26 protein-coding genes are annotated in these 20977 nt (G+C 42.9%); 20 read left to right on the top strand and 6 right to left on the bottom strand.

Annotated features, from left to right (window positions below; all coding sequences use genetic code 11):
• Window position 1 precedes the first annotated feature (1 nt).
• The 14 genes from VB775_RS24650 (at window position 2) to VB775_RS24585 (ending at window position 9060) form a co-directional block, all read left to right on the top strand.
• Window positions 2-841 carry a HesA/MoeB/ThiF family protein gene (locus VB775_RS24650; RefSeq protein WP_281008289.1) on the top strand — a complete coding sequence of 280 codons (840 nt, stop codon included), beginning with the start codon at window positions 2-4 and terminating at the stop codon, window positions 839-841.
• A 56-nt stretch (window positions 842-897) separates the two neighbouring features.
• Complete coding sequence (locus tag VB775_RS24645; protein WP_281008290.1) at window positions 898-1266, top strand: iron-sulfur cluster assembly accessory protein; 369 nt, start codon at window positions 898-900, stop codon at window positions 1264-1266.
• Between the two features lie 116 nt (window positions 1267-1382).
• Window positions 1383-1682: a 2Fe-2S iron-sulfur cluster-binding protein gene (locus VB775_RS24640; RefSeq protein ID WP_281008291.1), complete on the top strand. Its 300-nt coding sequence runs from the start codon at window positions 1383-1385 to the stop codon at window positions 1680-1682.
• A 17-nt stretch (window positions 1683-1699) separates the two neighbouring features.
• Window positions 1700-2002, top strand: a complete 303-nt coding sequence (gene fdxB / locus VB775_RS24635) for a ferredoxin III, nif-specific (RefSeq protein WP_281008292.1) — start codon at window positions 1700-1702, stop codon at window positions 2000-2002.
• A 93-nt stretch (window positions 2003-2095) separates the two neighbouring features.
• Window positions 2096-2716 (top strand): cupin, encoded by a 621-nt coding sequence (locus VB775_RS24630; RefSeq protein ID WP_407072966.1) that lies wholly within the window; start codon window positions 2096-2098, stop codon window positions 2714-2716.
• Window positions 2717-3328: 612 nt separating this feature from the next.
• Window positions 3329-3664, top strand: a complete 336-nt coding sequence (locus VB775_RS24625) for a hypothetical protein (RefSeq protein WP_281008294.1) — start codon at window positions 3329-3331, stop codon at window positions 3662-3664.
• A complete protein-coding gene (locus VB775_RS24620) occupies window positions 3665-3928 on the top strand; it encodes a hypothetical protein (protein ID WP_281008295.1) in 264 nt (87 codons plus the stop codon).
• Between the two features lie 31 nt (window positions 3929-3959).
• Window positions 3960-4598: a class I SAM-dependent methyltransferase gene (locus tag VB775_RS24615; protein ID WP_281008296.1), complete on the top strand. Its 639-nt coding sequence runs from the start codon at window positions 3960-3962 to the stop codon at window positions 4596-4598.
• An 87-nt stretch (window positions 4599-4685) separates the two neighbouring features.
• The gene (locus VB775_RS24610) at window positions 4686-4895 is read left to right on the top strand and encodes a TOBE domain-containing protein (protein ID WP_281008297.1); all 210 of its coding nucleotides are present in this window, start codon (window positions 4686-4688) and stop codon (window positions 4893-4895) included.
• 194 nt (window positions 4896-5089) lie between these two features.
• On the top strand, window positions 5090-5443 hold the full coding sequence (gene modA / locus VB775_RS24605) for a molybdate ABC transporter substrate-binding protein (protein WP_281008298.1): 354 nt from the start codon (window positions 5090-5092) through the stop codon (window positions 5441-5443).
• A 97-nt stretch (window positions 5444-5540) separates the two neighbouring features.
• Entirely contained in the window at window positions 5541-5936 is a 396-nt protein-coding gene (locus VB775_RS24600) for an ArsR/SmtB family transcription factor (protein WP_281008299.1), read from the top strand.
• A gap of 32 nt (window positions 5937-5968) precedes the next feature.
• Window positions 5969-6541 (top strand): NUDIX hydrolase, encoded by a 573-nt coding sequence (locus tag VB775_RS24595; protein WP_281008300.1) that lies wholly within the window; start codon window positions 5969-5971, stop codon window positions 6539-6541.
• Between the two features lie 497 nt (window positions 6542-7038).
• Complete coding sequence (locus VB775_RS24590; protein WP_407072945.1) at window positions 7039-8358, top strand: 3-isopropylmalate dehydratase large subunit; 1320 nt, start codon at window positions 7039-7041, stop codon at window positions 8356-8358.
• Window positions 8359-8391: 33 nt separating this feature from the next.
• A complete protein-coding gene (locus tag VB775_RS24585) occupies window positions 8392-9060 on the top strand; it encodes a hypothetical protein (RefSeq protein ID WP_281008302.1) in 669 nt (222 codons plus the stop codon).
• 91 nt (window positions 9061-9151) lie between these two features.
• Here VB775_RS24585 and VB775_RS24580 read toward each other — a convergent pair whose 3' ends face one another.
• Window positions 9152-10543, bottom strand: coding sequence for an NAD-dependent malic enzyme (locus VB775_RS24580; RefSeq protein WP_281008303.1), 1392 nt, complete (start codon window positions 10541-10543; stop codon window positions 9152-9154).
• A gap of 633 nt (window positions 10544-11176) precedes the next feature.
• A complete protein-coding gene (locus VB775_RS24575) occupies window positions 11177-12244 on the bottom strand; it encodes a D-alanine--D-alanine ligase family protein (RefSeq protein ID WP_281008304.1) in 1068 nt (355 codons plus the stop codon).
• Between the two features lie 513 nt (window positions 12245-12757).
• Here VB775_RS24575 and VB775_RS24570 point away from each other — a divergent pair.
• From VB775_RS24570 to VB775_RS24560, 3 genes are all read left to right on the top strand, one after another.
• Window positions 12758-13906: an ABC transporter substrate-binding protein gene (locus tag VB775_RS24570; protein ID WP_281008305.1), complete on the top strand. Its 1149-nt coding sequence runs from the start codon at window positions 12758-12760 to the stop codon at window positions 13904-13906.
• Between the two features lie 99 nt (window positions 13907-14005).
• The gene (locus tag VB775_RS24565; RefSeq protein WP_281008306.1) at window positions 14006-14830 is read left to right on the top strand and encodes an ABC transporter ATP-binding protein; all 825 of its coding nucleotides are present in this window, start codon (window positions 14006-14008) and stop codon (window positions 14828-14830) included.
• 158 nt (window positions 14831-14988) lie between these two features.
• Window positions 14989-15798: an ABC transporter permease gene (locus tag VB775_RS24560; protein ID WP_281008307.1), complete on the top strand. Its 810-nt coding sequence runs from the start codon at window positions 14989-14991 to the stop codon at window positions 15796-15798.
• 57 nt (window positions 15799-15855) lie between these two features.
• Here the strand turns inward: VB775_RS24560 and VB775_RS24555 are convergent, their stop codons facing one another.
• On the bottom strand, window positions 15856-16002 hold the full coding sequence (locus VB775_RS24555) for a hypothetical protein (RefSeq protein ID WP_281008308.1): 147 nt from the start codon (window positions 16000-16002) through the stop codon (window positions 15856-15858).
• 392 nt (window positions 16003-16394) lie between these two features.
• On the opposite strand from VB775_RS24555, the gene era reads away from it, so the two are divergent.
• Window positions 16395-17303 (top strand): GTPase Era, encoded by a 909-nt coding sequence (gene era, locus VB775_RS24550; RefSeq protein ID WP_281008309.1) that lies wholly within the window; start codon window positions 16395-16397, stop codon window positions 17301-17303.
• Window positions 17304-17336: 33 nt separating this feature from the next.
• Here the strand turns inward: era and VB775_RS24545 are convergent, their stop codons facing one another.
• Both VB775_RS24545 and VB775_RS24540 read right to left on the bottom strand, forming a co-directional pair.
• Window positions 17337-18260, bottom strand: a complete 924-nt coding sequence (locus VB775_RS24545; RefSeq protein WP_281008310.1) for an energy-coupling factor transporter transmembrane component T family protein — start codon at window positions 18258-18260, stop codon at window positions 17337-17339.
• A 105-nt stretch (window positions 18261-18365) separates the two neighbouring features.
• Complete coding sequence (locus VB775_RS24540) at window positions 18366-18629, bottom strand: BolA family protein (protein ID WP_094532289.1); 264 nt, start codon at window positions 18627-18629, stop codon at window positions 18366-18368.
• Between the two features lie 396 nt (window positions 18630-19025).
• Between VB775_RS24540 and xth the strand changes: the two genes are divergently transcribed.
• Together xth and VB775_RS24530 are read left to right on the top strand one after the other, a co-directional pair.
• Window positions 19026-19817, top strand: a complete 792-nt coding sequence (gene xth, locus VB775_RS24535; protein WP_281008311.1) for an exodeoxyribonuclease III — start codon at window positions 19026-19028, stop codon at window positions 19815-19817.
• Window positions 19818-19918: 101 nt separating this feature from the next.
• Window positions 19919-20365, top strand: a complete 447-nt coding sequence (locus tag VB775_RS24530) for a pentapeptide repeat-containing protein (protein WP_281008312.1) — start codon at window positions 19919-19921, stop codon at window positions 20363-20365.
• A gap of 273 nt (window positions 20366-20638) precedes the next feature.
• Here VB775_RS24530 and VB775_RS24525 read toward each other — a convergent pair whose 3' ends face one another.
• Entirely contained in the window at window positions 20639-20797 is a 159-nt protein-coding gene (locus tag VB775_RS24525) for a hypothetical protein (RefSeq protein WP_281008313.1), read from the bottom strand.
• Window positions 20798-20977 lie beyond the last annotated feature (180 nt).

Raw genomic sequence — 20977 nt, 5'->3', positions numbered from 1 at the left:
CATGATCTCTCTAACACCTACAGAAATAGAACGTTATCGCCGCCAAATGATGCTGTCTAACTTTGGAGAAGAAGCGCAACAAAAGCTCAAATCTTCCACAGTTTTGGTCACAGGTGTGGGCGGATTGGGTGGCACAGCCGCTCTCTATCTTGCCGTTGCAGGTATTGGCAAACTTATCCTTGTTCGTGGCGGAGATCTGCGTCTCGATGACATGAATCGCCAAGTCCTGATGACTGATGATTGGGTTGGGAGTCCTCGCGTTTTCAAGGCGCAGGAAACCCTGCTTAGCATCAATCCCGATGTGGAAATTGAAGCGGTGAATGATTATGTGACTGCCGATAACGTTGATGAGCTTGTCCAGTCCGCAGATATTGCCCTTGATTGCGCCCACAACTTCACTGAACGCGATTTGCTTAATGCTGCTTGTGTCCGTTGGCGATGTCCAATGGTCGAAGCAGCGATGAACGATATGGAAGCCTATCTCACCACCATCGTTCCCCATGAAACGGGATGTCTATCTTGTTTATTCCCCGAAAAACCCGATTGGGATCGGCGCGGCTTTGGAGTGCTGGGTGCAGTGTCAGGGACTTTAGCCTGTTTAACGGCTCTGGAGGCAATTAAATTCTTGACAGGATTTAGTTCGCCTTTGCTATCACAGCTTTTGACGATGGATCTAGGACGCTTAGAGTTTGCCAAACGTCGTACCCATCTTGATCCAGATTGCCCCGTATGCGGACAGCAGAGAAACAAGCGATCGCCAATTCCAACGACTAAGAAAGTCACCAGTCAGCGCATTTCCTCTTTCTCAAAACTGCTAGTCCAAACTTCTTCTCACTATTGAGGAGTGTGGTGTAAAGCACCTGACTCTCTTAACCCCAAAATTTCAAGGAGATTTCTATGTCAATTATTCTCACCGAAAAAGCTGAATTGCGATTACGCACTTTCCTCAGAGGCACGGGCGATCGCGCTGTACCTGACAAGGGTATCCGTCTGGGGGTCAAAGATGGTGGTTGCAACGGCTATCAATATACCCTCGACATCACCAACAAGCAAAAGCCTGATGACATTGTGGAACAGTTGGGCAAGGTGCGCGTTTACATTGACTCTCAAAGCGCCCCCTTACTCAATGGTGTCGTTGTTGATTACGTTGACGGCTTACTAGAGAGTGGATTCAAATTTGATAACCCCAATGCCACGGGTTCTTGCGGCTGTGGTCAATCCTTCCAAGCTGGCAACTGTACCCCTGCGGCTGTGCCTTGCAGCTAGCAATTCCCCCTGTAGGGGCAATCCCCCCGTGGTTGCCCAGATCCCTACGGGGTAGGCACGGGGGCGCTACCCCTACATAAATCTAAATTATTGCAATTATTTCGGAGGTTTTAAATATGGCTACATACAACGTGCGACTGTACAACAAGAAGAAACAAATTGACATCACGATTCCCATTGATGAGGACACAACCATTCTGCAAGCCGCAGAGGATGCAGGGATAGAACTTCCATCTTCCTGTAATGCAGGATCTTGTTCTAGTTGTGTCGGCAAAGTAGAACAAGGCACTGTCAACCAAGAAGATCAGAATTTTCTGGATGATGAGCAAATCGAGAAAGGGTTTGCTCTCCTTTGTGTCGCTTATCCCCTTTCAGACTGCACGATTCGCACCCATCAAGAACCATATCTTATCTAATAGGAGAGAATTTAATCATGGCAACTCTAACTGGTTTAACCTTTGGCGGCAAAGAATGGCTTCCAAAATTTGTGCAAGCGATCGATCAACATAAATGTATTGGTTGCGCTCGATGCTTTAAAGTATGCGGACGCGGCGTTCTCGGACTCATGGGCATGAATGATGAAGGCGAATTTGTGGATGATGAAGACGAGGATGAAATCGAGAAGAAAGTAATGAAGATCGCTAATGCTGCTAACTGCATTGGCTGTGAAGCTTGTTCGCGAGTTTGTCCAAAAAACTGCTATACCCACGAAACCTTAGCTTTAGCGATCGCCTAATCACCAGACAAGGGGCTTAAGCCCCTTGTCCAAAGCAAAAAACATTCTCAATTACCTTGCTCGATAAGTATGATTAGTCTTTCTTTCCACCGCATGAATAGCAAAGATTGGATTGTCACCGATGACGGACATTGCGAATCTCGCCCTGCCTCTAGGGAATGGGACTTGATTAGGGACAAATATTATTTCCATGAGTTTCTAACCGAGATTATCAATTTGCTGCGGAACATATCCAATGAGGAAGATGAATGGGACTATTTACCGCAAATTCGGATGCGCGTTAGGCAGTTAGTGATCAACTCCTATTGGTTGCATACTCAATATTCAGAACCTTCTCCAAAAACTGGGATGGCAACGCGGACTCTATACAATGAGATCGGTTATCCGCTCACCGTACAGACTGCAACCTTTGCGCCCAATGTCTCCTCAAACATCCACAATCACGGTACATGGGGAGTAGTGGCAGTTCTTAAGGGACAGGAAAGACATACTTTCTGGAAGCGCGTTGACGATCCACAGTTTCCTAACAAAATCGAGATGGTGGGTGAGAAGATTGTCAAGGCGGGAGAAATCATCAGTTTTACGCCCCTTGCGATTCATCAAGTCACTGCCATTGGCAACGAACCTGCCTTTAGTTTCACTATGTATGGCGATCTGCTACCGCGATCGCGGTTCATTTTTGATACGACAAAGCACACTGCAAAACCTTTCTAAGTTCGCTTATTGTCGCATTGCGACAATAAGTGAACCATTTAAGAATTGTCTAGATCCCCCCTAGCCCCCCTTAAAAAGCTACGGGTGTACACACAATTCTCTCTAGCTACGTTTTAATGTTTTGATCCCCCCCAGCCCCCCTTGAAAAAGGCTACGGTGTACACACAATTCTCTCTAGCTACGTTTTAAGATTTCGATCCCCCCCAGCCCCCCTTGAAAAAGGGGGGAGAATAAATTAAATTTTCTTCTTCCCCCTTTTTAACTACCGTGTACACACAAGTCTTCCTGTCTACGTTTTAATGTTTAGATCCCCCCCAGCCCCCCTTGAAAAAGGGGGGAGAATAAATTAAATTTTCTTCTTCCCCCTTTGCAAGGGGGATTGAGGGGGATCTTTAGTAACTCACGCTATAGCTGATAACTTGTGTGTACACCGTAGCTTAAAAAGGGGAGAGAATTTAATTCTTCCCCCCTTTTTAAGGGGGATTGAGGGGGATCTCTTAAGGCTTTTGACCGCAAGAAGCAATTCTTAAATGCTTTCTTAAGCGAAGAACTATAGGTGAACCGTTAAAAACTATTGATTGGTGATTGTAGATTGATTAGAGCGAGGTAAAAATGTCAGGTAATAATAGAGCAATAGAAATTCAAGACTTAACTGGATTAAGTACGGGACATTTTGCGGATTTGATTCGCCTTACCCAATTGATCTTTGATCCGACGGGAGGATTGCCACATAAAACCGTCGATGTGGATTGGAAGATGCTTGGCATTCCTAAAGGCGTTGTCAATAATCTCTGGGCGCTAGGCAAAAAATATCAATACTGCTCTCCCTATATTGAAATCGATGTGGTTTGGGAGCAGTTAATTCCAGAATCTCGTAATTGGATGATGGAAAACAAACGCAATCTCTGGAAACTAGAAGAATATTTTCCCGCGAGGGATGAGGATTAAATGACTACAACTACAGATCCAACCAAAGAGCAATCAGATCGTGAAAACTTGTATGCCGCTTTGATTGACAAATTATTTCAATGCCCCTCTGGAGGAGAGCCTGAAGTACTTGATGCCCATAGCGATCTTCTTGATGAAGGATTGGTCAAAATGCTGGTTAAAGTGGCAACTTATTATGCTCACCATGACAATCAAGATGCGGCAAAATTTTTAATTCATGTTGCGAGGGAGTTAGCCAAACAGTTAGGATTACAACCAAATTAACCATCGAATTAACAAGGTTGAAAGAAAACTCATGAACCCGACGTTAGATTCTTCTGAACCAACCACAGTTGACCGTGATTGGTCGGCATATTACCAAGCTGTGGCAGGTCGCCCACCTCGCGGGACTTTACTAAAAGCGCTAGATTTCTTTGATCTAGAGAAATCCCCAAAATCACCTCGATTTGCGATCGATCTTGGTTGTGGCGATGGGCGCGATACGGTGGAACTGCTTGAACGTGGATGGCAAGTATTGGCAATTGATGGGAATGAAGAGGCGATCGCTAAATTATACGATCGCAAGGACATTGATTTAACATGGTTAGAAACTCAGGTGATGCGCTTTGAGTCTCTTACTTTGCCAAATTCTGTAGATTTAATTAATTCGAGTTTCGCATTACCCTTTTGCTGTCCTGATGATTTTCCTAACTTGTGGCATAAAATCATTGCATCATTGCGAAGTGGAGGCAGATTTTGCGGTCAATTATTTGGCGATCGCGATACTTGGGCGACGACTTATCCTAATATGACCCACTATCCCAAGGAAAAGGTCGAGGAGTTACTTCAATCCTTTGAGGTGGAATATTTTGAAGAAGAAGAACATCATGGAGAAACTGCTATTGGTGAACAGAAATACTGGCATATATTCCATATTGTAGGTAGTAAGAAGTAATCAAAGCAGATAGATAAAGCTTCACCCCTCAGATCTTCATAAGCCAAGTTTTGTAATTCATCTAAAAATTTATAAGGAGAAATAGTGATGAAAATTAGCGCTCGTAATTCTTTCAAGGGAATCGTGAAAAAAATTACTATCGGTGCTGTCAATGCGGAAATTTCGATTGAGATTTCTTCAGGAGTAGAAATTACTTCCATTATCACCAAATCTTCTGCTGAAGCCCTTGGATTGCAAGAAGGCAGCGAAGCCTATGCTGTAGTTAAGGCTTCAGATGTGATGGTAGCGATTGATTAGCAACGTTTTTATTCTATTAGAGGTGTTTAAGATGTGTTAGCGATCGCATAACGCATCATTTGTGTTTATTGGGTGCGTTACGCTGAGTCTAACACACCCTACGAGAGCTACGAGAGCTAAAAAACACTTCCACTAGTGATTCCTATGAATAAGAAAAAGATTATCACTTTTCTCTCTCTGATCGCTGTTACGCATTGACTAAACTAGAATTATTCAAAGATTTGCAATCAAAATTTGTCTTAGGAAATAACGTGCGCCAAGTTTTGCAATTTGTAGAATCTGGTAACGCCCAAGCAGGAATTGTCTATGCGACAGATGCTAAAACCTCTACTAAAGTTAAAGTTATCCAAGTAATTGATGCTAAACTTCATAACCCGATTGTCTATCCGATCGCTGTTTTGCAAAAAAGCTCCCATCCAGAAAGCGCAAAATCCTATGTAGAATTTCTATCCAGCGAACTAGCTAAGACTATTTTCGAGAAATATGGATTCAGTGGCCTAGTGGCTCAGCATTGTTATAAACCAAGTTATAAACCAACCCCAAAATGAATGACTGTCCGCTATAAAAGCAGGCATATTACTATATAGCAATATGCCAAGATTAAGTTATAATAATCTAAAATAGTTTAAGCTACCCTCTGCCGTTATGACCTTCAATCCTTCTGCCCTGACTCAAATCGCCGATTACTTTAAGGTATTATCTGAACTTAGCCGATTGCAAGTGTTGTGTTCTTTGAAATCAGGCTCAAAGAATGTTACCGAAATTATGGAAGAAACAGGATTGGGACAAGCAAATGTCTCAAAACATCTCAAAATTTTAGCTCAGTCAGGGATTGTCTCTAGAACTCCTCAAGGAGTCAGCGTATATTATGAGATTGTTGAGCCTTTCATCTTTGATTTGTGTGAACTGGTCAGCGATCGCCTCTCTATTCGATTGCAAGAGCAGTCGCATCAGCTAAAGCAACTTGAAGGATTACGCCGAGCTGAACCGCTTAAATCTAGCCACAAGAATAGTAAAGTCAAAGTCAAAAGTTATGCATAAAGGATTTTAGAAGGTCAGACTATAGAAGTACAATGGATAAAGTGCAACCCAATATTCAAACAACTTGGCAGGTTCAAGATCGCTTCCTAGAGATGCATTCGCGTTGGATGACTCTCATTGGCGAACATCTACAAGACGATCACGGCAAAATTTTGGAGTATTGGCGCATTGAGAAAGCTGACTCGGTAATTGTTATCCCCATTCAAGGCGATCGCCTCTTACTGCCCAAGCCAAGTTATCGTGCTGGTATTGGGCAGTCAACGCTAGACTTCTCTGGTGGTCGAGTAACCACAGGACAAAATCCTCAACCTGCGGCGATCGCTACCCTAAAACGCGAGTTAGGAATCGAAGCATCGGCGATCGCGCAATTGATTCCTTTGAACAATGAAGGTTGGGCTGTAAACAGTTCTTTTTCCAATCAAAAGCTTTACGGATTTGTTGCCCATTTAGAACAGAAGGCAAAGCTAAGCCCTGATTTTGACATAGTTACCTATCCCGCAACTTTAGATGGATGTCAGAACTTACTTAGGGAAATCACTTGTCTACAATGCAGAGCCGTCTTGATGGAATGGATATTGAAAGAATTTAGTCGGAATTTTAGTTGATTAAGGACAAAGGCGGCAGAAAGCAAGTACCTGTGTTACCTATAACCTTCACTCCCAAACTCCCTTGACCTTGGGGAGTGATCCCAACTTACGAAAGTGTTGCCACACTTTTTGGGATTAAAAAACAGACCCATTAAGGGGTTTCAAAACGCAGAATGGAGTAGCCATTTTGCGTTTTGGTATAATTCTTGAGTGGGAAATGAGTAGTATTTGGATGAGCGATCAGGATAACATGAATATTTTGCGATTTCTTGAAATACTATTTCAGTCAGTAATTCTCATTATAAAAATTAGCTTTTTGAAAGTCTGCCGTTGACAAACTTTCAAAAAGCCGATTTTAGTATTTCCAGCACCAGAATTGCTGAAAATACTAAAATCGGCTTCATAATGAGAATTACTGTATCTCGGTTTAATCCATAGCGATAATCCGATCTCAGACTATAATTTAATTTACAACACAAGTAGGAATCAATAATCTACGCAAGGACATCACAATTATGGGAATGACACTCACCGAAAAGATTTTGGCAAAAGCGTCGGGCAAAATTAACGTTAGCCCAGGCGAAAATATTTGGGTGAATGCTGACCTGCTAATGACCCATGATGTCTGTGGTCCTGGCACAATCGGAGTATTTAAGCGCGAATTTGGTGAAGATGCCAAAGTTTGGGATAAGGAAAAATTAGTATTAATTCCCGATCATTACATTTTTACTAAAGATGCAAGAGCTAATCGTAATATTGATATTTTACGTGAGTTCGCCAGAGAACAAGGCATTAAGTATTTTTACGACATCACTGATTTATCAGACTTTAAAGCAAACCCTGATTACAAAGGCGTTTGCCATATTGCTTTAGCCCAAGAAGGTCACACCCGTCCAGGAGAAGTGTTATTCGGCACTGACTCCCATACTTGCAACGCAGGAGCATTTGGGCAATTTGCGACAGGTATTGGTAATACCGATGCCGCTTTTGTCATGGGTACGGGAAAGCTCTTGCTCAAAATTCCTGCTTCGATGAAGTTTGTCTTTGATGGCGAAATGCCACCTTATCTCTTGGCTAAGGATTTGATCTTGCAGGTCATTGGCGATATCGGTGTAAATGGCGCAACCTATCGAGCATTGCAAATTGAAGGAGATGCGATCGCCAAAATGACCATGGAAGAACGGATGACCATCTGCAATATGGCGATCGAAGCTGGCGGCAAAAATGCCACGATCGCCCCAGATCAAACCACTTTTGACTATGTGCGATCGCGCACTGATAAGCCCTTTGAGTCGCTCTATGCCGATGCTGATGCTGAGTACTACTATGTCAAGCATTACGATGTTTCTAAGCTCGAACCAGTTGTCGCTAAGCCCCACTCCCCCGATAACCGCGCCCTTGTGCGTGATGTCCAAGACGTGAAGATTGATCGCGTCTATATTGGTTCTTGCACTGGTGGTAAAACTGAAGACTTTTATCACGCGGCTCAATTGATTAAAGGGCAACAGGTTAAGGTTCCTACCTACCTTGTACCAGCCACACAAAAGGTTTACAATGATTTGTTTAGCTTGAAGATTGATGGCTTAACTCTTTCTGAAATCTTCTTGCAAGCAGGTTGTATTGAACCTGCTTCCCCTTCCTGTGCTGGTTGCTTGGGTGGTCCCCAAGATACTTTCGGACGAGTTAACGAAGCAGAAGTTTGTGTTTCGACTACAAACCGCAATTTTCCTGGTCGGATGGGTAATAAGCAAGCCCAGATTTATCTTGCCTCTCCCTATACGGCTGCTGCTTCTGCTTTGACAGGACATATCACCGATCCGCGTGATTTTATGTAATTTTTGCTTAAAGCCAGTATGTCAGGATGATAAATGTGTTCAGGTAGTTCGATTATTAATAGTTTGGTCAAAACAAAAGTTATTGAATGTTATAGTTCGCAGGGATATGAAGTTGTTCTCCAACCTCATACCCATCAGCTACCATTTGATTTAAATGGATATTGTCCTAACTTATTGATGAAAATATCCACAGAGCGGGGGTTTATTGTTGAGGTTAGGGATGTTGCAACAAACTTAGCAGTTGCCTACTATCGAGATATTGCTAAAATTGTTGCAGAGCATAGTGGTTGGCGCTTTTTACTGATTACGGGAGAAGATGCCACCCCGATCGCCGAGGAAGATATGAACGACGATAAACTCACGCGATCGCAGATTTTGCATCGCAAGGAGCGGATCGCCAAATTAATCTCGGTTGGAGAGCATGAAGCCGCATTTCTATCGCTATGGATATTTGCAGAGATCTTGATGCGAAGACATGCAAGACAATTATTGATACCTATTGATCGCTTACCAACCATATTAATGATTCATCACCTATATACTCAGTTGGCAATTTCCCCTGACCAATTTGAAAGAGCGATCGCCTTAAATGAAATTAGAAATCGGGTTGCCCATGGATTTCCCGTAAATTCAATTAATCTCAATGAGGCGATCGAACGACTCCTAAATTTAGTGGATGAGTTTATTGCCATGCAAGCATAAGTAGCTACGCCAAAGAAAAGCCTGTAAAATTGCGCCCCTGCGGGGCGCAATTTTATATAAAGGAAAGGGCGTGCAAAGCACGCCCTTTCCTTTATGCGTTGGCTAGTCCTTGCTGACGTGCGACCGCATGGACAGCAGCAGCAACGGCATGGGAGACGCGGGGATCAAATACAGAAGGAATAATAAAGTCAGGCGCAAGATCGCTGCTGCTGACTAAAGAGGCGATCGCTTGAGCCGCTCCTAAATTCATCTGTGTGGTAATCTGTGTCACCCGTGCATCAAGCGCACCACGAAAAATACCTGGGAAGGCTAGAACATTATTAATTTGGTTGGCATAGTCACTGCGACCCGTGGCGATCACAGCAACATCATTTTCTACAAGTTCGGGCTGAATTTCGGGATTAGGATTTGCCATCGCAAAGACGATCGGCGCGGGAGCCATACTTCTTACCATTTCGGGAGTGAGCGCACCCTTGACGCTCAGACCGACAAACATATCGGCTCCTTTGATTACATCTGCTAGGGAACCAGAGCGATCGCTAGCAAACTCATGTTTTTCGGGAGTGAGATCGGGACGATCTTTGCTAATGCATCCTCTGGAGTCACACATCTCTATTCGCTTTACACCTGCTTCACGGAGGAGTCTTGCCACGGCTATTCCTGAAGCCCCTGCTCCATTCATAACGATGCGAACAGTATCAATTGGTTTGCTGACAACTTTAAGTGCGTTGATCGTTGCTGCGACAACGACGATCGCTGTGCCATGTTGATCATCGTGATACACAGGAATATCTAGCTCTTCTTTGAGGCGCTTTTCGATTTCAAAGCAACGGGGGGCGCTAATATCTTCGAGGTTCACGCCACCAAATGCTGGTGAAATGCGTTTTACAGTTTCCACAATTTCATCAACATCTTTTGTGTTCAGGCAAATTGGAAACGCATCCAGTCCTGCAAATTGTTTAAATAGCATCGCCTTGCCTTCCATGACAGGCATCGCCGCTTCAGGTCCTATGTCTCCTAATCCTAGGACAGCCGTACCGTCGGTAACTACGGCGATCGTGTTGCATTTAATCGTGTAGTCATAAACCTTGCGCTTATCTTCGGCGATCGCCATACATACGCGCCCCACCCCGGGGGTATATACCATGGCAAGATCGTCCTGTCCTTTAACAGCTACTTTAGCTTCGAGATGGATTTTGCCCCCTTTGTGAATTTGGAAAGTACGATCATAAACATCGAGAACACGAATTTCAGGGACAGCCTTGACGACGGCAATCAATTTGTCCATATGCTCAGTGCTGTAAGCATTGACGGTAATATCTCGTACCGAAATCTTGCGGGTTTGTTGGATCAGGTCTATCTGTCCTAGGTTCCCTCCCGCTTCAGCCAAAACGCGAATGACAGAAGATAGCATTCCTGCGCGGTTGAGGAGTTGCACGCGAATGGTCAAGCTAAAGCTGGGATTAGGTGTTAGTTGTTGCATCGTGAGGAGTAAGTAATTGCATAGAGCCAAGCAAAGTTTGACTCTATGCAATGTTAACTGATTGTTTGTTAGAGTTGCGTTACAAATCACACGATTTTGTGAAAGTAACAGATTTCTACATTTGTCTATAGCAATCCTAAATAGGTTGTGAGAGTGCGCCCCTTCGTGGCGCACTCTCACAACACTCTTAACGTGAGTTCGATATAGCCATTTGCGGCGTGCGAAGCCCGCCGCAAATGGCGAAAAATGGTAAGAATCGCTTAGCGATTCTTACCATTTTTCGCTTTCGTCGAACTGACGTTCATTTAAGAGCGCTATAGCAATGGTCGGTTTTACTTGCAGCAATTACCGATCAAACTCAAAAAGATGAGTGGCGGCGCTTCGCGCCGCCACTCATCTTTTTGGGCTTATGTCCTAGCTATCTCTTGCGATGCTGTATGTCAGACAATTTGTGAATTAAAAACCAGACCCAGTAAGGATTTTAAAAAGAAATGAGTTCGATATAGCCATTTGCGGCGGGCGAAGCACGCCGCAAATGGCTATATCGAACTGGCGTTAAAAAGACAAAATGGCGTAGCCATTTTGTCTTTTGGTATAACTCGTGTTTGGATATCTGCTAATAGCGTTCCATCTTTAAATATGTTTTTCAAGTGCCAACTCTACGAGCCGATCGCATAGTTCTGTAAACGGAATTCCCGAATATTCCCATAACTTGGGATACATACTTAACGATGTAAATCCAGGGAAAGTATTGATTTCATTAATTAAAACCGTTCCCGTGGCTTCTACATAAAAGAAATCAACTCTGGCTAAACCTGAACCTGCCACAGTTTGAAAAGCTTTCACCGCCATTGATTGCACCGCTTGAGTTACGTTGTCAGGCAACTTGCTGGGAATGATCAGATCTGCCAGCCCTGCGGTGTACTTAGTTTCGTAGTCGTAAAAATCACTTGTAAAAGTAATCTCACCGATCGCGGAAGCTTGGGGTTGTTCATTACCAAGAACTGCACATTCAATTTCGCGAGCAGTTACACCTTGCTCAATAATAATGCGCGGATCGTAACTGGTGGCACTAGCGATCGCCTCCTGTAACTGTTGGCGATCGCGTACTTTAGAAATTCCCACCGATGAGCCAAGATTTGACGGTTTCACAAAGCAGGGATAGCCAAGAGTAGCTTCAATATGTTCACTCCAAGCCTGCTCGTCCTGCTGCCATTGCCAACGGTTCAGCGCTACATACTTAACCTGAGGCAAACCCGCATTCGCAAAAATTGCCTTCATCGCGATCTTATCCATTCCCACCGAAGAGGCAAGCACCCCATTACCGACATAGGGCTTATGCATCAATTGCAATAGTCCCTGCACCGTTCCATCTTCTCCATTTGGTCCATGCAAAACAGGGAACCAAAGATCGACTTGTTGAACTTCCGTTGGCAGGAAAAAAGCAGCATTGGTTAATAATTCTGAATCTTGTAAACCTTTGCCAGTTTCTAAAACCTTTTGAGAGATATCAGGACTGCGCCATGTTCCATCACGCTGAATGTAGAAGGGTTGAACTTTGTATCGAGAGTTTTGATTGAGGGCTGAAGCGATCGCTTTTGCAGATGTAATTGACACATCATGTTCGCCTGATTGTCCACCAAATAACAAACCGACATAGAGAGGGGATTTCGCTTTCAAACCTATCGATATACCTGTCATTAGTAAACACCCTCGTCAAATTGATCTCAAACTTTTAGTATTGAATACTTTACATTAAAGTTTTGAAGTATAACTATGCCCATCAATTTTAGAAATCAAAATAGAGTGGTAGCACGAAACACAACCACTCTATTTTGATTAACGTGAGTTTGATATCGCCATTTGCGGCGTGCGAAGCACGCCGCAAATGGCGAAAAATGGTAAGAATCGCTTAGCGATTCTTACCATTTTTCGCTTTCGTCGAACTGACGTTTGATTAAAGCTTTAATAGACCATACAAATTCACAAAAGTATCGCTACACTTTCGTGAATTACAAATCAAATCTAGTAAGGCTTTTAAAGCACAAAATTGCATAGCTATTCATGCTTTGCTATTGATACTAGTAACGATATCTAAGCTTGGTCTGAGAGGTATATTCCTTTGTATTGATCTATACAGAAACTTATTTTCTACTCACCTTAAATACAAGTTAGTTTTGTATACAGTATACATTTTAACTCTACAGGGCAATAATGCTTCACACCTTTCAGAAACAGTTAAATAGAATTCTCCTTATTGCCGTCTCAACAGCTTTGCTTGCTGCTTGTAATTCTGCACCATCAACTACAGGCACAACTTCTGGAGACAAGACTGCTGCTCCTACTACTGATTCGTCTCCCCAAGCTAGTAGTACAGACAAAAAGGAAAAACAAAAGATTCGTGTACAATTGCCCTTTTTGAAACAAAGTCTTGACGCTCCTTTGATTTGGGCGATCGAAAAGGGCTACTTTGCTGAAGAAGGGTTGGATGTCAGTTATGAACGTGGGTTCGGTAACGCTGACACGATCAGTAAGCTTGGTACTGGCAAGTATGATATTGCCTTTAGCGATCTCTACAATGCGATGGAATTCAATGACAAGAATCCTAATGACAAGATCCTTGCAGTAGCCTTTTATCAAAACAAAGCTCCTTTTTCGATCATTACTTTCAAAGACAAAGGGATTAATACACCTGCTGATTTAGTTGGTAAGAAGCTTGGTGCACCCGCAGGTGATGGACCTCGCAAACTTTTTCCACTTTTTGCTAAGGAAGTAAAGATTTCACCTGATTCGGTAACTTGGGATACGATGGAACCAAAGTTACGTGAAACCTTCTTGCTTCAAGGTAAAGTTGATGCTGTTAGTGGATTTTTTACTTCAGTTATTCCCTCATTGATCAAGGGAGGGAAGACTATGGATGATCTACAAATCTTCTTCTATAGTGATTTTGGTTTGGATTTCTATGGCAATGGAATTTTGGTTAAACAAGATTTTATGACCAAAAACCCTGAGGCTATTAAATCATTCCTTAAAGCTTACTTCCGTGGTATGCAGGAAGTCGTCAAAGACCCCAGTGCCGCTCTTGATCTAGTTATTTCTACAGATCAAAGTAAGTTGATGGATCGAGATGCCGAGAAACTTCGCCTGAAATTGGCACTTGAACGGATGTACGTGACTCCAGAATTGGAAGCCGCAGGGTTTGGAGGCGTAGACATGAAACGCCTCGAAAAGAGTATTACGCAGACAGTTGAAGGGTTCAATTTGAAACCTGTTACTTCTGCCGATGTTTTTACAGATAAGTTCTTACCTCCTAAAGAGCAACGCATGGTTCCTCCTGCTAGCGATCGCAAACCACTGCTTTAACTACAATCAAACAAATCAAAAAGATTGGCTGAGCCAATCTTTTTGATTTGTTTGGGAATTGATTTACAAATTTTCCCACACAATAATGGCATAACTAAAATGGTACAGCCTTTAACTTCTACATCCACTGAAGCCAATGTTTCTTCTACGCCCTTGCTAGAATTTGATCATATTGGTTTGGAATATCCATTTGGTGAATCGATACGTCGCATCATTCAGGAAGTATCTCTCAGCGTTCAACCTGGGGAATTTGTCACATTTGTTGGTCCAAGTGGATGTGGTAAAACCTCAATTTTAAGAATGGTTTCGGGATTAAGTCCGACCAAAATTGGTGAGTTGCGTTGTCATGGACAGGCTGTGACTAAGCCCCTTAAAAATGTTGGTATCGCGTTCCAAAATCCTGTGCTGCTTCCTTGGCGACGCACAATTGATAATGTTTTATTGCCTCTAGAAATAGTATCTCCCTACAAACGAGACTTTAAGGTTAATCATGCGCGATATTTAGAGATGGCGCAAAAACTCTTGCAAGCAGTGGGCTTAAAGGACTTTCAGCAGCAATTTCCTTGGCAATTATCAGGAGGAATGCGTCAGAGAGCGTCTCTATGTCGTTCCTTGATTCACCAACCTGAGATTTTGCTATTAGATGAACCCTTTGGCGCACTAGATGCCTTTACCCGTGAAGAAATGTGGGTGATGCTCCAAACCCTTTGGATGGAGGCAAAGTGTGTTGGGATTCTGATTACTCACGATTTGCGTGAGGCAGTATTTCTATCTGACACAGTGTATGTGATGAGTCCTAGACCCAGTGAGATTGCCTTCAAGCTAAAAATCGATCTGCCCCGTCCGAGAACCTTAGAGATGTGCCTCAGTGACGAATTCGCACATCTCGCCGCCGAGTTGCGTCGCCATATTCATAAAAGCTAAACAAATAATCTGGCAAAGCCAGATTATTAGTAGTCCTAAATAGATAGGGATAGGTGGCGCTTCGCGCCGCCTATCCCTATCATATAAATCTTTTGCTTTTTAGGACTATCAGATTATTTGTTATTACAAGTTTTTGCAGTTAGTAATGAGGAAAATATATGCAAGGAACTATTGAGAGTGCAAGGCGATCGCCTAAAAAGTTTGATCTTGACGCTTTTTTAAACACGAAATTAGCAACGATTATTTTGCCCGCGATCGCTACCGTTGTGCTTTTTTTGGTCTGGGAATTAGCAGTATGGCTCTTGAAGATTCAGCCTTTTAATTTACCTGCTCCTTCCAAAATTTTAGAAGCTGCCATTAAATTTGCCCCACAGCTTACAGAAAACTCTTTGCGAACAGTCTGGACAACCTTTGCGGGTTTTGCGATCGCGAGCTTAGTTGGTGTAGTTCTAGGTTTTCTGATTGGTTATTCCAAATTTATTTACTTAACTTTCTATCCATTACTAGTTGCTTTTAATACAATTCCCAAATCTGCACTAGTACCACTACTAGCGGTCTGGTTTGGGGCTAATGCTATTCCTGCGATCGTCACTGCTTTTTTGCTTGCGTTCTTCCCAATTGCGGTTAACGTTGCTCTGGGACTAGAAACGATTGAGCCTGAGATGAAGGATGTTTTGTATGCCTTGGGTGCAACTGATTTTGAGATTTTCCAAAAGGTGGGCTGGCCACATACGTTACCCTACGTATTCGCCTCTCTCAAAATTGCTGTTTCCTTCTCCTTTATTGGCGCTGTAATTGCAGAGTCGATCGCTTCTAATGCGGGTTTAGGTTATCTGATCGTCCAAGCAGCGTCTGACTTCAATGTACCTCTAGCCTTTGCGGCGCTGATAGCCCTTGCAATTTTAGGTGTAATGCTCTATGCCCTATTTGTAGCCATTGAGAAAAAAGTCATTTACTGGGCAAGATAATCTTCTAGCAAATTCTAAGCATAAAAAAAGCGGTGCAATGCGCCGCTTTTTTTATGCTTATTTAGGTTTTGGCAACCAAGCCCAATGACAGTAATTAGGGTGTAAGTGGTCTTTTGGCTCATGGTTTTCGTTTGTGTCTTCACAAATTTGGCGATCGCGATAATCGCTGTATTTTTGTTGTTGATGCTCACGGTTGACTTTCATTTTTTTATCCATAAATTAACTTTCATATTTGTATTATAAACTACAAAAAGGCTGAGATAGCACAAAAGTTATGAGGCGATGACATTTTGGATGGTGTCTGGAGATCGCCTCCGCCTGAGTACAGCCTCGCATTTCACACCAATTCACGAAAGTGTTGCCCCTAATAGATCTATAGCAATGTAAGTTTTGCTTAGGACATACAGCGCTTTGCGCTCAAACGAAAAAGATGAGTGGCGGCGCGAAGCGCCGCCACTCATCTTTTTCGTTCGACGATGGGAATAATAAAATCAGTTTCACAATGAAAATGCTGGCTAAAAATCCTTTGCTGCTGTCTACATTTGTAGCAGGGTATAATTATTTCCTATCTCAAAATACAGCGATCGCAGGCAATCATGATTCCAGAATCGGGCGAAGGTTTTAAATCGGGCTTTGTAGCATTAGTAGGACGACCAAATGTCGGCAAGTCTACACTGCTCAACGCCCTCATCGGTCAAAAGATTGCGATCACTTCCCCTGTTGCTCAAACTACACGCAACCGCCTACGCGGGATTTTGACATTGCCTGAAGCCCAAATTGTCCTTGTTGATACCCCTGGAATTCACAAACCCCACCATTTACTTGGTCAAACCATTGTCAAAAATGCGATCGGTGCGATCTCTTCAGTGGATATGACAGTTTTGCTGGTTGATGGTAGCGATCGCATGGGAACAGGCGATCGCTTTGTTGCCGAAACAATCTTACAGAGCAAGGTTCCGACGATTTTAGGTATCAATAAAATCGATATTCTTAATGACGATTCGGGGGATACCTTTACGGGTTATGAGAGCTTTGCTGAGGAGCATGGTTGGCAAGTTGCTAAGTTCTCATCGGTCACGGGGGAAGGATTAGAAGCCTTGCAGACAATGATGTGCGATCGTTTGCCCCTTGGACCCTATTATTATCCACCTGATTTAGTCACCGATCAGCCTGAGCGCTTCATTATGGGTGAGCTAATTCGTGAACAGATTCTCTTGCTTACTCGCGAAGAGATTCCGCATTCTGTGGCGATCAGTATTGATCAAGTGGATGAACAGCCAAAAATCACAAGGGTAATGGCGACAATTCATGTGGAGCGAGATTCACAGAAGGGAATTCTCATTGGCAAGAAGGGACAAATGCTGAAGGAGATTGGGACTCAGGCAAGATTGCAAATGCAGAAGATGATTATGGGTTCTGTGCATTTGGAAATGTTTGTTAAAGTTCAACCTAAATGGCGCTCATCAAGGTTTCAACTATCAGATCTTGGCTATCGCGTAGAATAAAACAGAAAGAATTGCAAAGCAATTCTTTCTGTTTTAGAAGTCATTGCCATAGTAAATTCTGACACCCCACATTGCGACTAAGAGAACTAGTAGCACTATGTCGCGAAGAAAGAATTTGAGAGGATTCCAAACGACAACGTGAGTATTAGGAGTTGTAAAACCGCGTACTTGCATAGCGCTTGCTGTCTGTGCGGCGCGGATGAATAGATTATCTATCAGTCGCTCTGCAAGGATTAGCCAAATTTGAGTAGTTCCCTTAAAACCCAATCTTTTCCAATTAATCGAACGAGTTCGCATGGCTCGACCAAGGTTTTGAACTTCTTCTAAAACTAATGGGACAAAACGCAGTGCAAGGGTCAGCGTCAGGACAATTTCAACAACGGGAACTTTAAAAAATTTTAATGGAGCAAAAATTGCGGCGATCGCGGCTGTAATTTCTTCGGGAGCCGTGACTAGCAAAAATAGGGTTGGTGCGTAGAGATAGGTGAAAATTAATGTGCAGACCCTCACTCCTAAATCTAGAGATTTGCGGGTAATCTTAATGCTACCTGCTTTCCAAACTACATAACTATAGGATGTTGGTTGAGGAAGTTTGATCGTTAATGATGGCGTATTTTGAGCTTGGCTAGCGGTGATATTTATGTCAGGGATAGGGCGACGGGGTTGAGCAGTTATATTAAAACCATCGGGGGAAATAGTAGCGATCGCTAAGGTCATAAAGGCAAGTAATAGCAAAACTCCCATTTGCTGTTTCCAAACTCGCATGGGAATTTGTGAAGCTAAGGTGAGGATGATCAATAAAACGGCGATCGCTACGCGCCAAAGCTCATTAGCTTGAATGGGCGTTAGTAAAAAAGTGAGTAGTCCAAACAGTTTGATGCGTGGATCGAGTCGATGTAACCATGTAATCGGTTGTTCGAGGTAGAGTCCGATAGGAAGCGATCGCAGTATATCCACTATATTCTGATATTTTTCGGGGGTTTTATTCTTGCAGTTTCCAATATACCAAAAACGCTGTAAAACCCAATCGAAAGTTGCGGCGCAAAGCGCCGCAACTTTCGATTAGTTAACCTGAACCTGCATACTTTCCCATTGGGATAAGCTATAGGTTTTTAGTTGCAATGCGTGAATTGCACCAGTATCCAGATGCTCTTGGATTGCCCCATATACAAGTTTGTGTTGCTTAATCATCGATAAGCCTTCAAATTGCTCAGCAACGACGATCGCCGCAAAGTGTTGACCATCATGATTAGGATCTTCAACTTGAACTTTGGCATTAGGTAAAGCGGCGCGAATTAATTCGGCTATGTTGTTATGGGAAATCATGCTAGGCAAACTCAAAATTTAGAAAATATAAATTACTGTTTAGATTGTGACATGAACCATAATGTTTATGCTGTTATAGCAATTCTAAATGGTTTGAGAGAGTGCACCACTAAGGGGCGCACTCTCTCAAACCATTTAATCTCACAAATAAAATAGGATTGCTATAGCTGTCGCTAGTCTTGTGAGGACACAAAACCAGAAGACTAGTGGCGGCGCTTCGCGCCGCCACTAGTAGACTGCCAAAGGAAATTTGCGGGGTTATCGAAACGAGCAAAGCTCGTTTCGATAACCCCCAACTAGTCAAAGTTCTAGTGGCGGACTACTAGTTTCTTGGGTTTTGATTTATCCGAATACAAGTGACGACAGATATATATAGGAATTTGATATAGGAATTTCATGAAAATTGCCACTTGGAATGTCAACTCAGTTCGTACAAGAATCACCCATGTTTGTGATTGGTTGCAGGCAAATCCTGATGTTGATGTGTTGTGCTTACAAGAAACTAAGGTGATCGATACAGACTTTCCCCTTACACCATTTACAGACTTAGGCTATCAAACCTACATTTATGGACAAAAATCCTATAACGGTGTAGCTCTGATCTCGCGATCGCCTTTACAGGATATCCAAACAGGCTTTGCAGGAGTATTAGGCGAAATTGATGATCCCAGCTTGGATGAGCAGAAACGTCTCATCACTGCTAAATATGGCGATGTCCAGATCGTGAATATGTATGTCCCCAATGGCTCAGAGGTGGGAAGTGAAAAATATGAATATAAATTGCGTTGGCTGAAGCTATTAAAAGCATATTTGCAAGCATTGCTAGATAAAAATGCCAATGTGCTGATTTGTGGCGATTTTAATGTGGCGATCGCCGATCTAGATATTTATGATCCCAAGGGACGCGAAAACAAGGTGATGTCCACGGATATTGAGCGAGAAGCCCTTGCGGAAGTTTTAAACCTTGGCTTTAAAGATATATTTCGGAAATTTGAAACTGATGGCGGTTACTATAGCTGGTGGGATTATCGTTCTGGAGGTTTTCAACGCAATCGTGGCTGGCGGATTGACTATCACTTCTTAACAGAGTCTCTATATGAGAGAGCTACAGCCTGTGTGATTGATATAGAACCCCGCAAACTTACTCAGCCCAGCGATCATACCCCTGTGATTGTGACAATTGATTAGATGATAATGTTCTTCGGGTTACGCCATTTTTGATGGCATAGCTTTGCCACAATATCAAAAATTGAATTTGTTAATAGATGTAAATATAGAGATCTTTGGATATGAAATACCGCATCTTTTTAGCGATCGTGCTACTCATTTTATTTCTGTTTCCTTTGCCCGCATGGGCCTTGAATCCTAGTCAAGTTGTCCAATTGCAAACTACTAAAAACTGCCAAGTTTGTGATTTGACTGGCGCTTATCTTCCAGTTAATAACTTAGACTATACCTATTTACTCGCCTCCGATCTTAGTAGTGCAAATTTAGTAGGTGCGAGTATCACTTTCTCTAATCTTAGTCGAGCTAACCTCAGTGGGGCAAATCTGAGTTCTGCCAACCTCAAGCATACCAAAATGCTCCTAGCTAACTTTGCCAACGCTATCTTGGATAAAACAGACCTTACTGAAGCTGACCTAACTAGCGCCAATATATCGGAAGCACAATTAGCCAAAGCAAAGCTCTGTAAGACAGTTCTCCCCAATGGATTAACATCAAATCGTGATTGTTAAGTACCTGTGCCAAAATAAATTACCCAAACCCGTAAAGTTGCGCCCCGCAGGGGCGCAACTTTACGGGTTTGGGTTTGTAATTAATTATGCCCATCTACTTAAAGCGCTACGCTCTCAACCCCAAGCTAAGAAATTTTGTGAAAGTATCACAAAACAACACTTTCACAAAATTTCTTGTAGTGTAAAGCGTTTATATAGATACAGCGATGTGCGCCGCATCTATTGGTTGTTAGCTAGATGTTATAAAACATCACCAGCAACTCTACAAATTCGCTACCCTTCAAGAATCTTCTCAGGCAGCGCTTTGTGCTCAACCCCAAACCAAGCAAAGTTTTGAAAGCGCTGCAAAGCAACGCTTTCAAAACTTTGCTTGTGGCTCATTTGATCGGCAATTGCTGAAAATGCGAGTGTAAAAGGCGATCGCAGATACATTCCAATCTAAATAATTGTCTAGCCACCGTCAATTCCCATTTCTAAGGGGGATTGCTTAGTGGTGCAGAAAAGTCTGAGAAAGGTTGCTAGGCATAGAGTCTCAAAATGAGACAAGAGGGATAAAAGGGACAAGAGATGAGATACTCAAGTTCCTCAACAAAAGATCTTATCCATGCCCCA

Source organism: Pseudanabaena sp. CCNP1317, assembly GCF_034931345.1.
In the GTDB taxonomy this organism is placed as follows: domain Bacteria; phylum Cyanobacteriota; class Cyanobacteriia; order Pseudanabaenales; family Pseudanabaenaceae; genus Pseudanabaena; species Pseudanabaena galeata.
The sequence above is the reverse complement of the archived record's forward strand: the minus strand, read 5'-3'. Positions and strand labels throughout refer to the sequence as shown.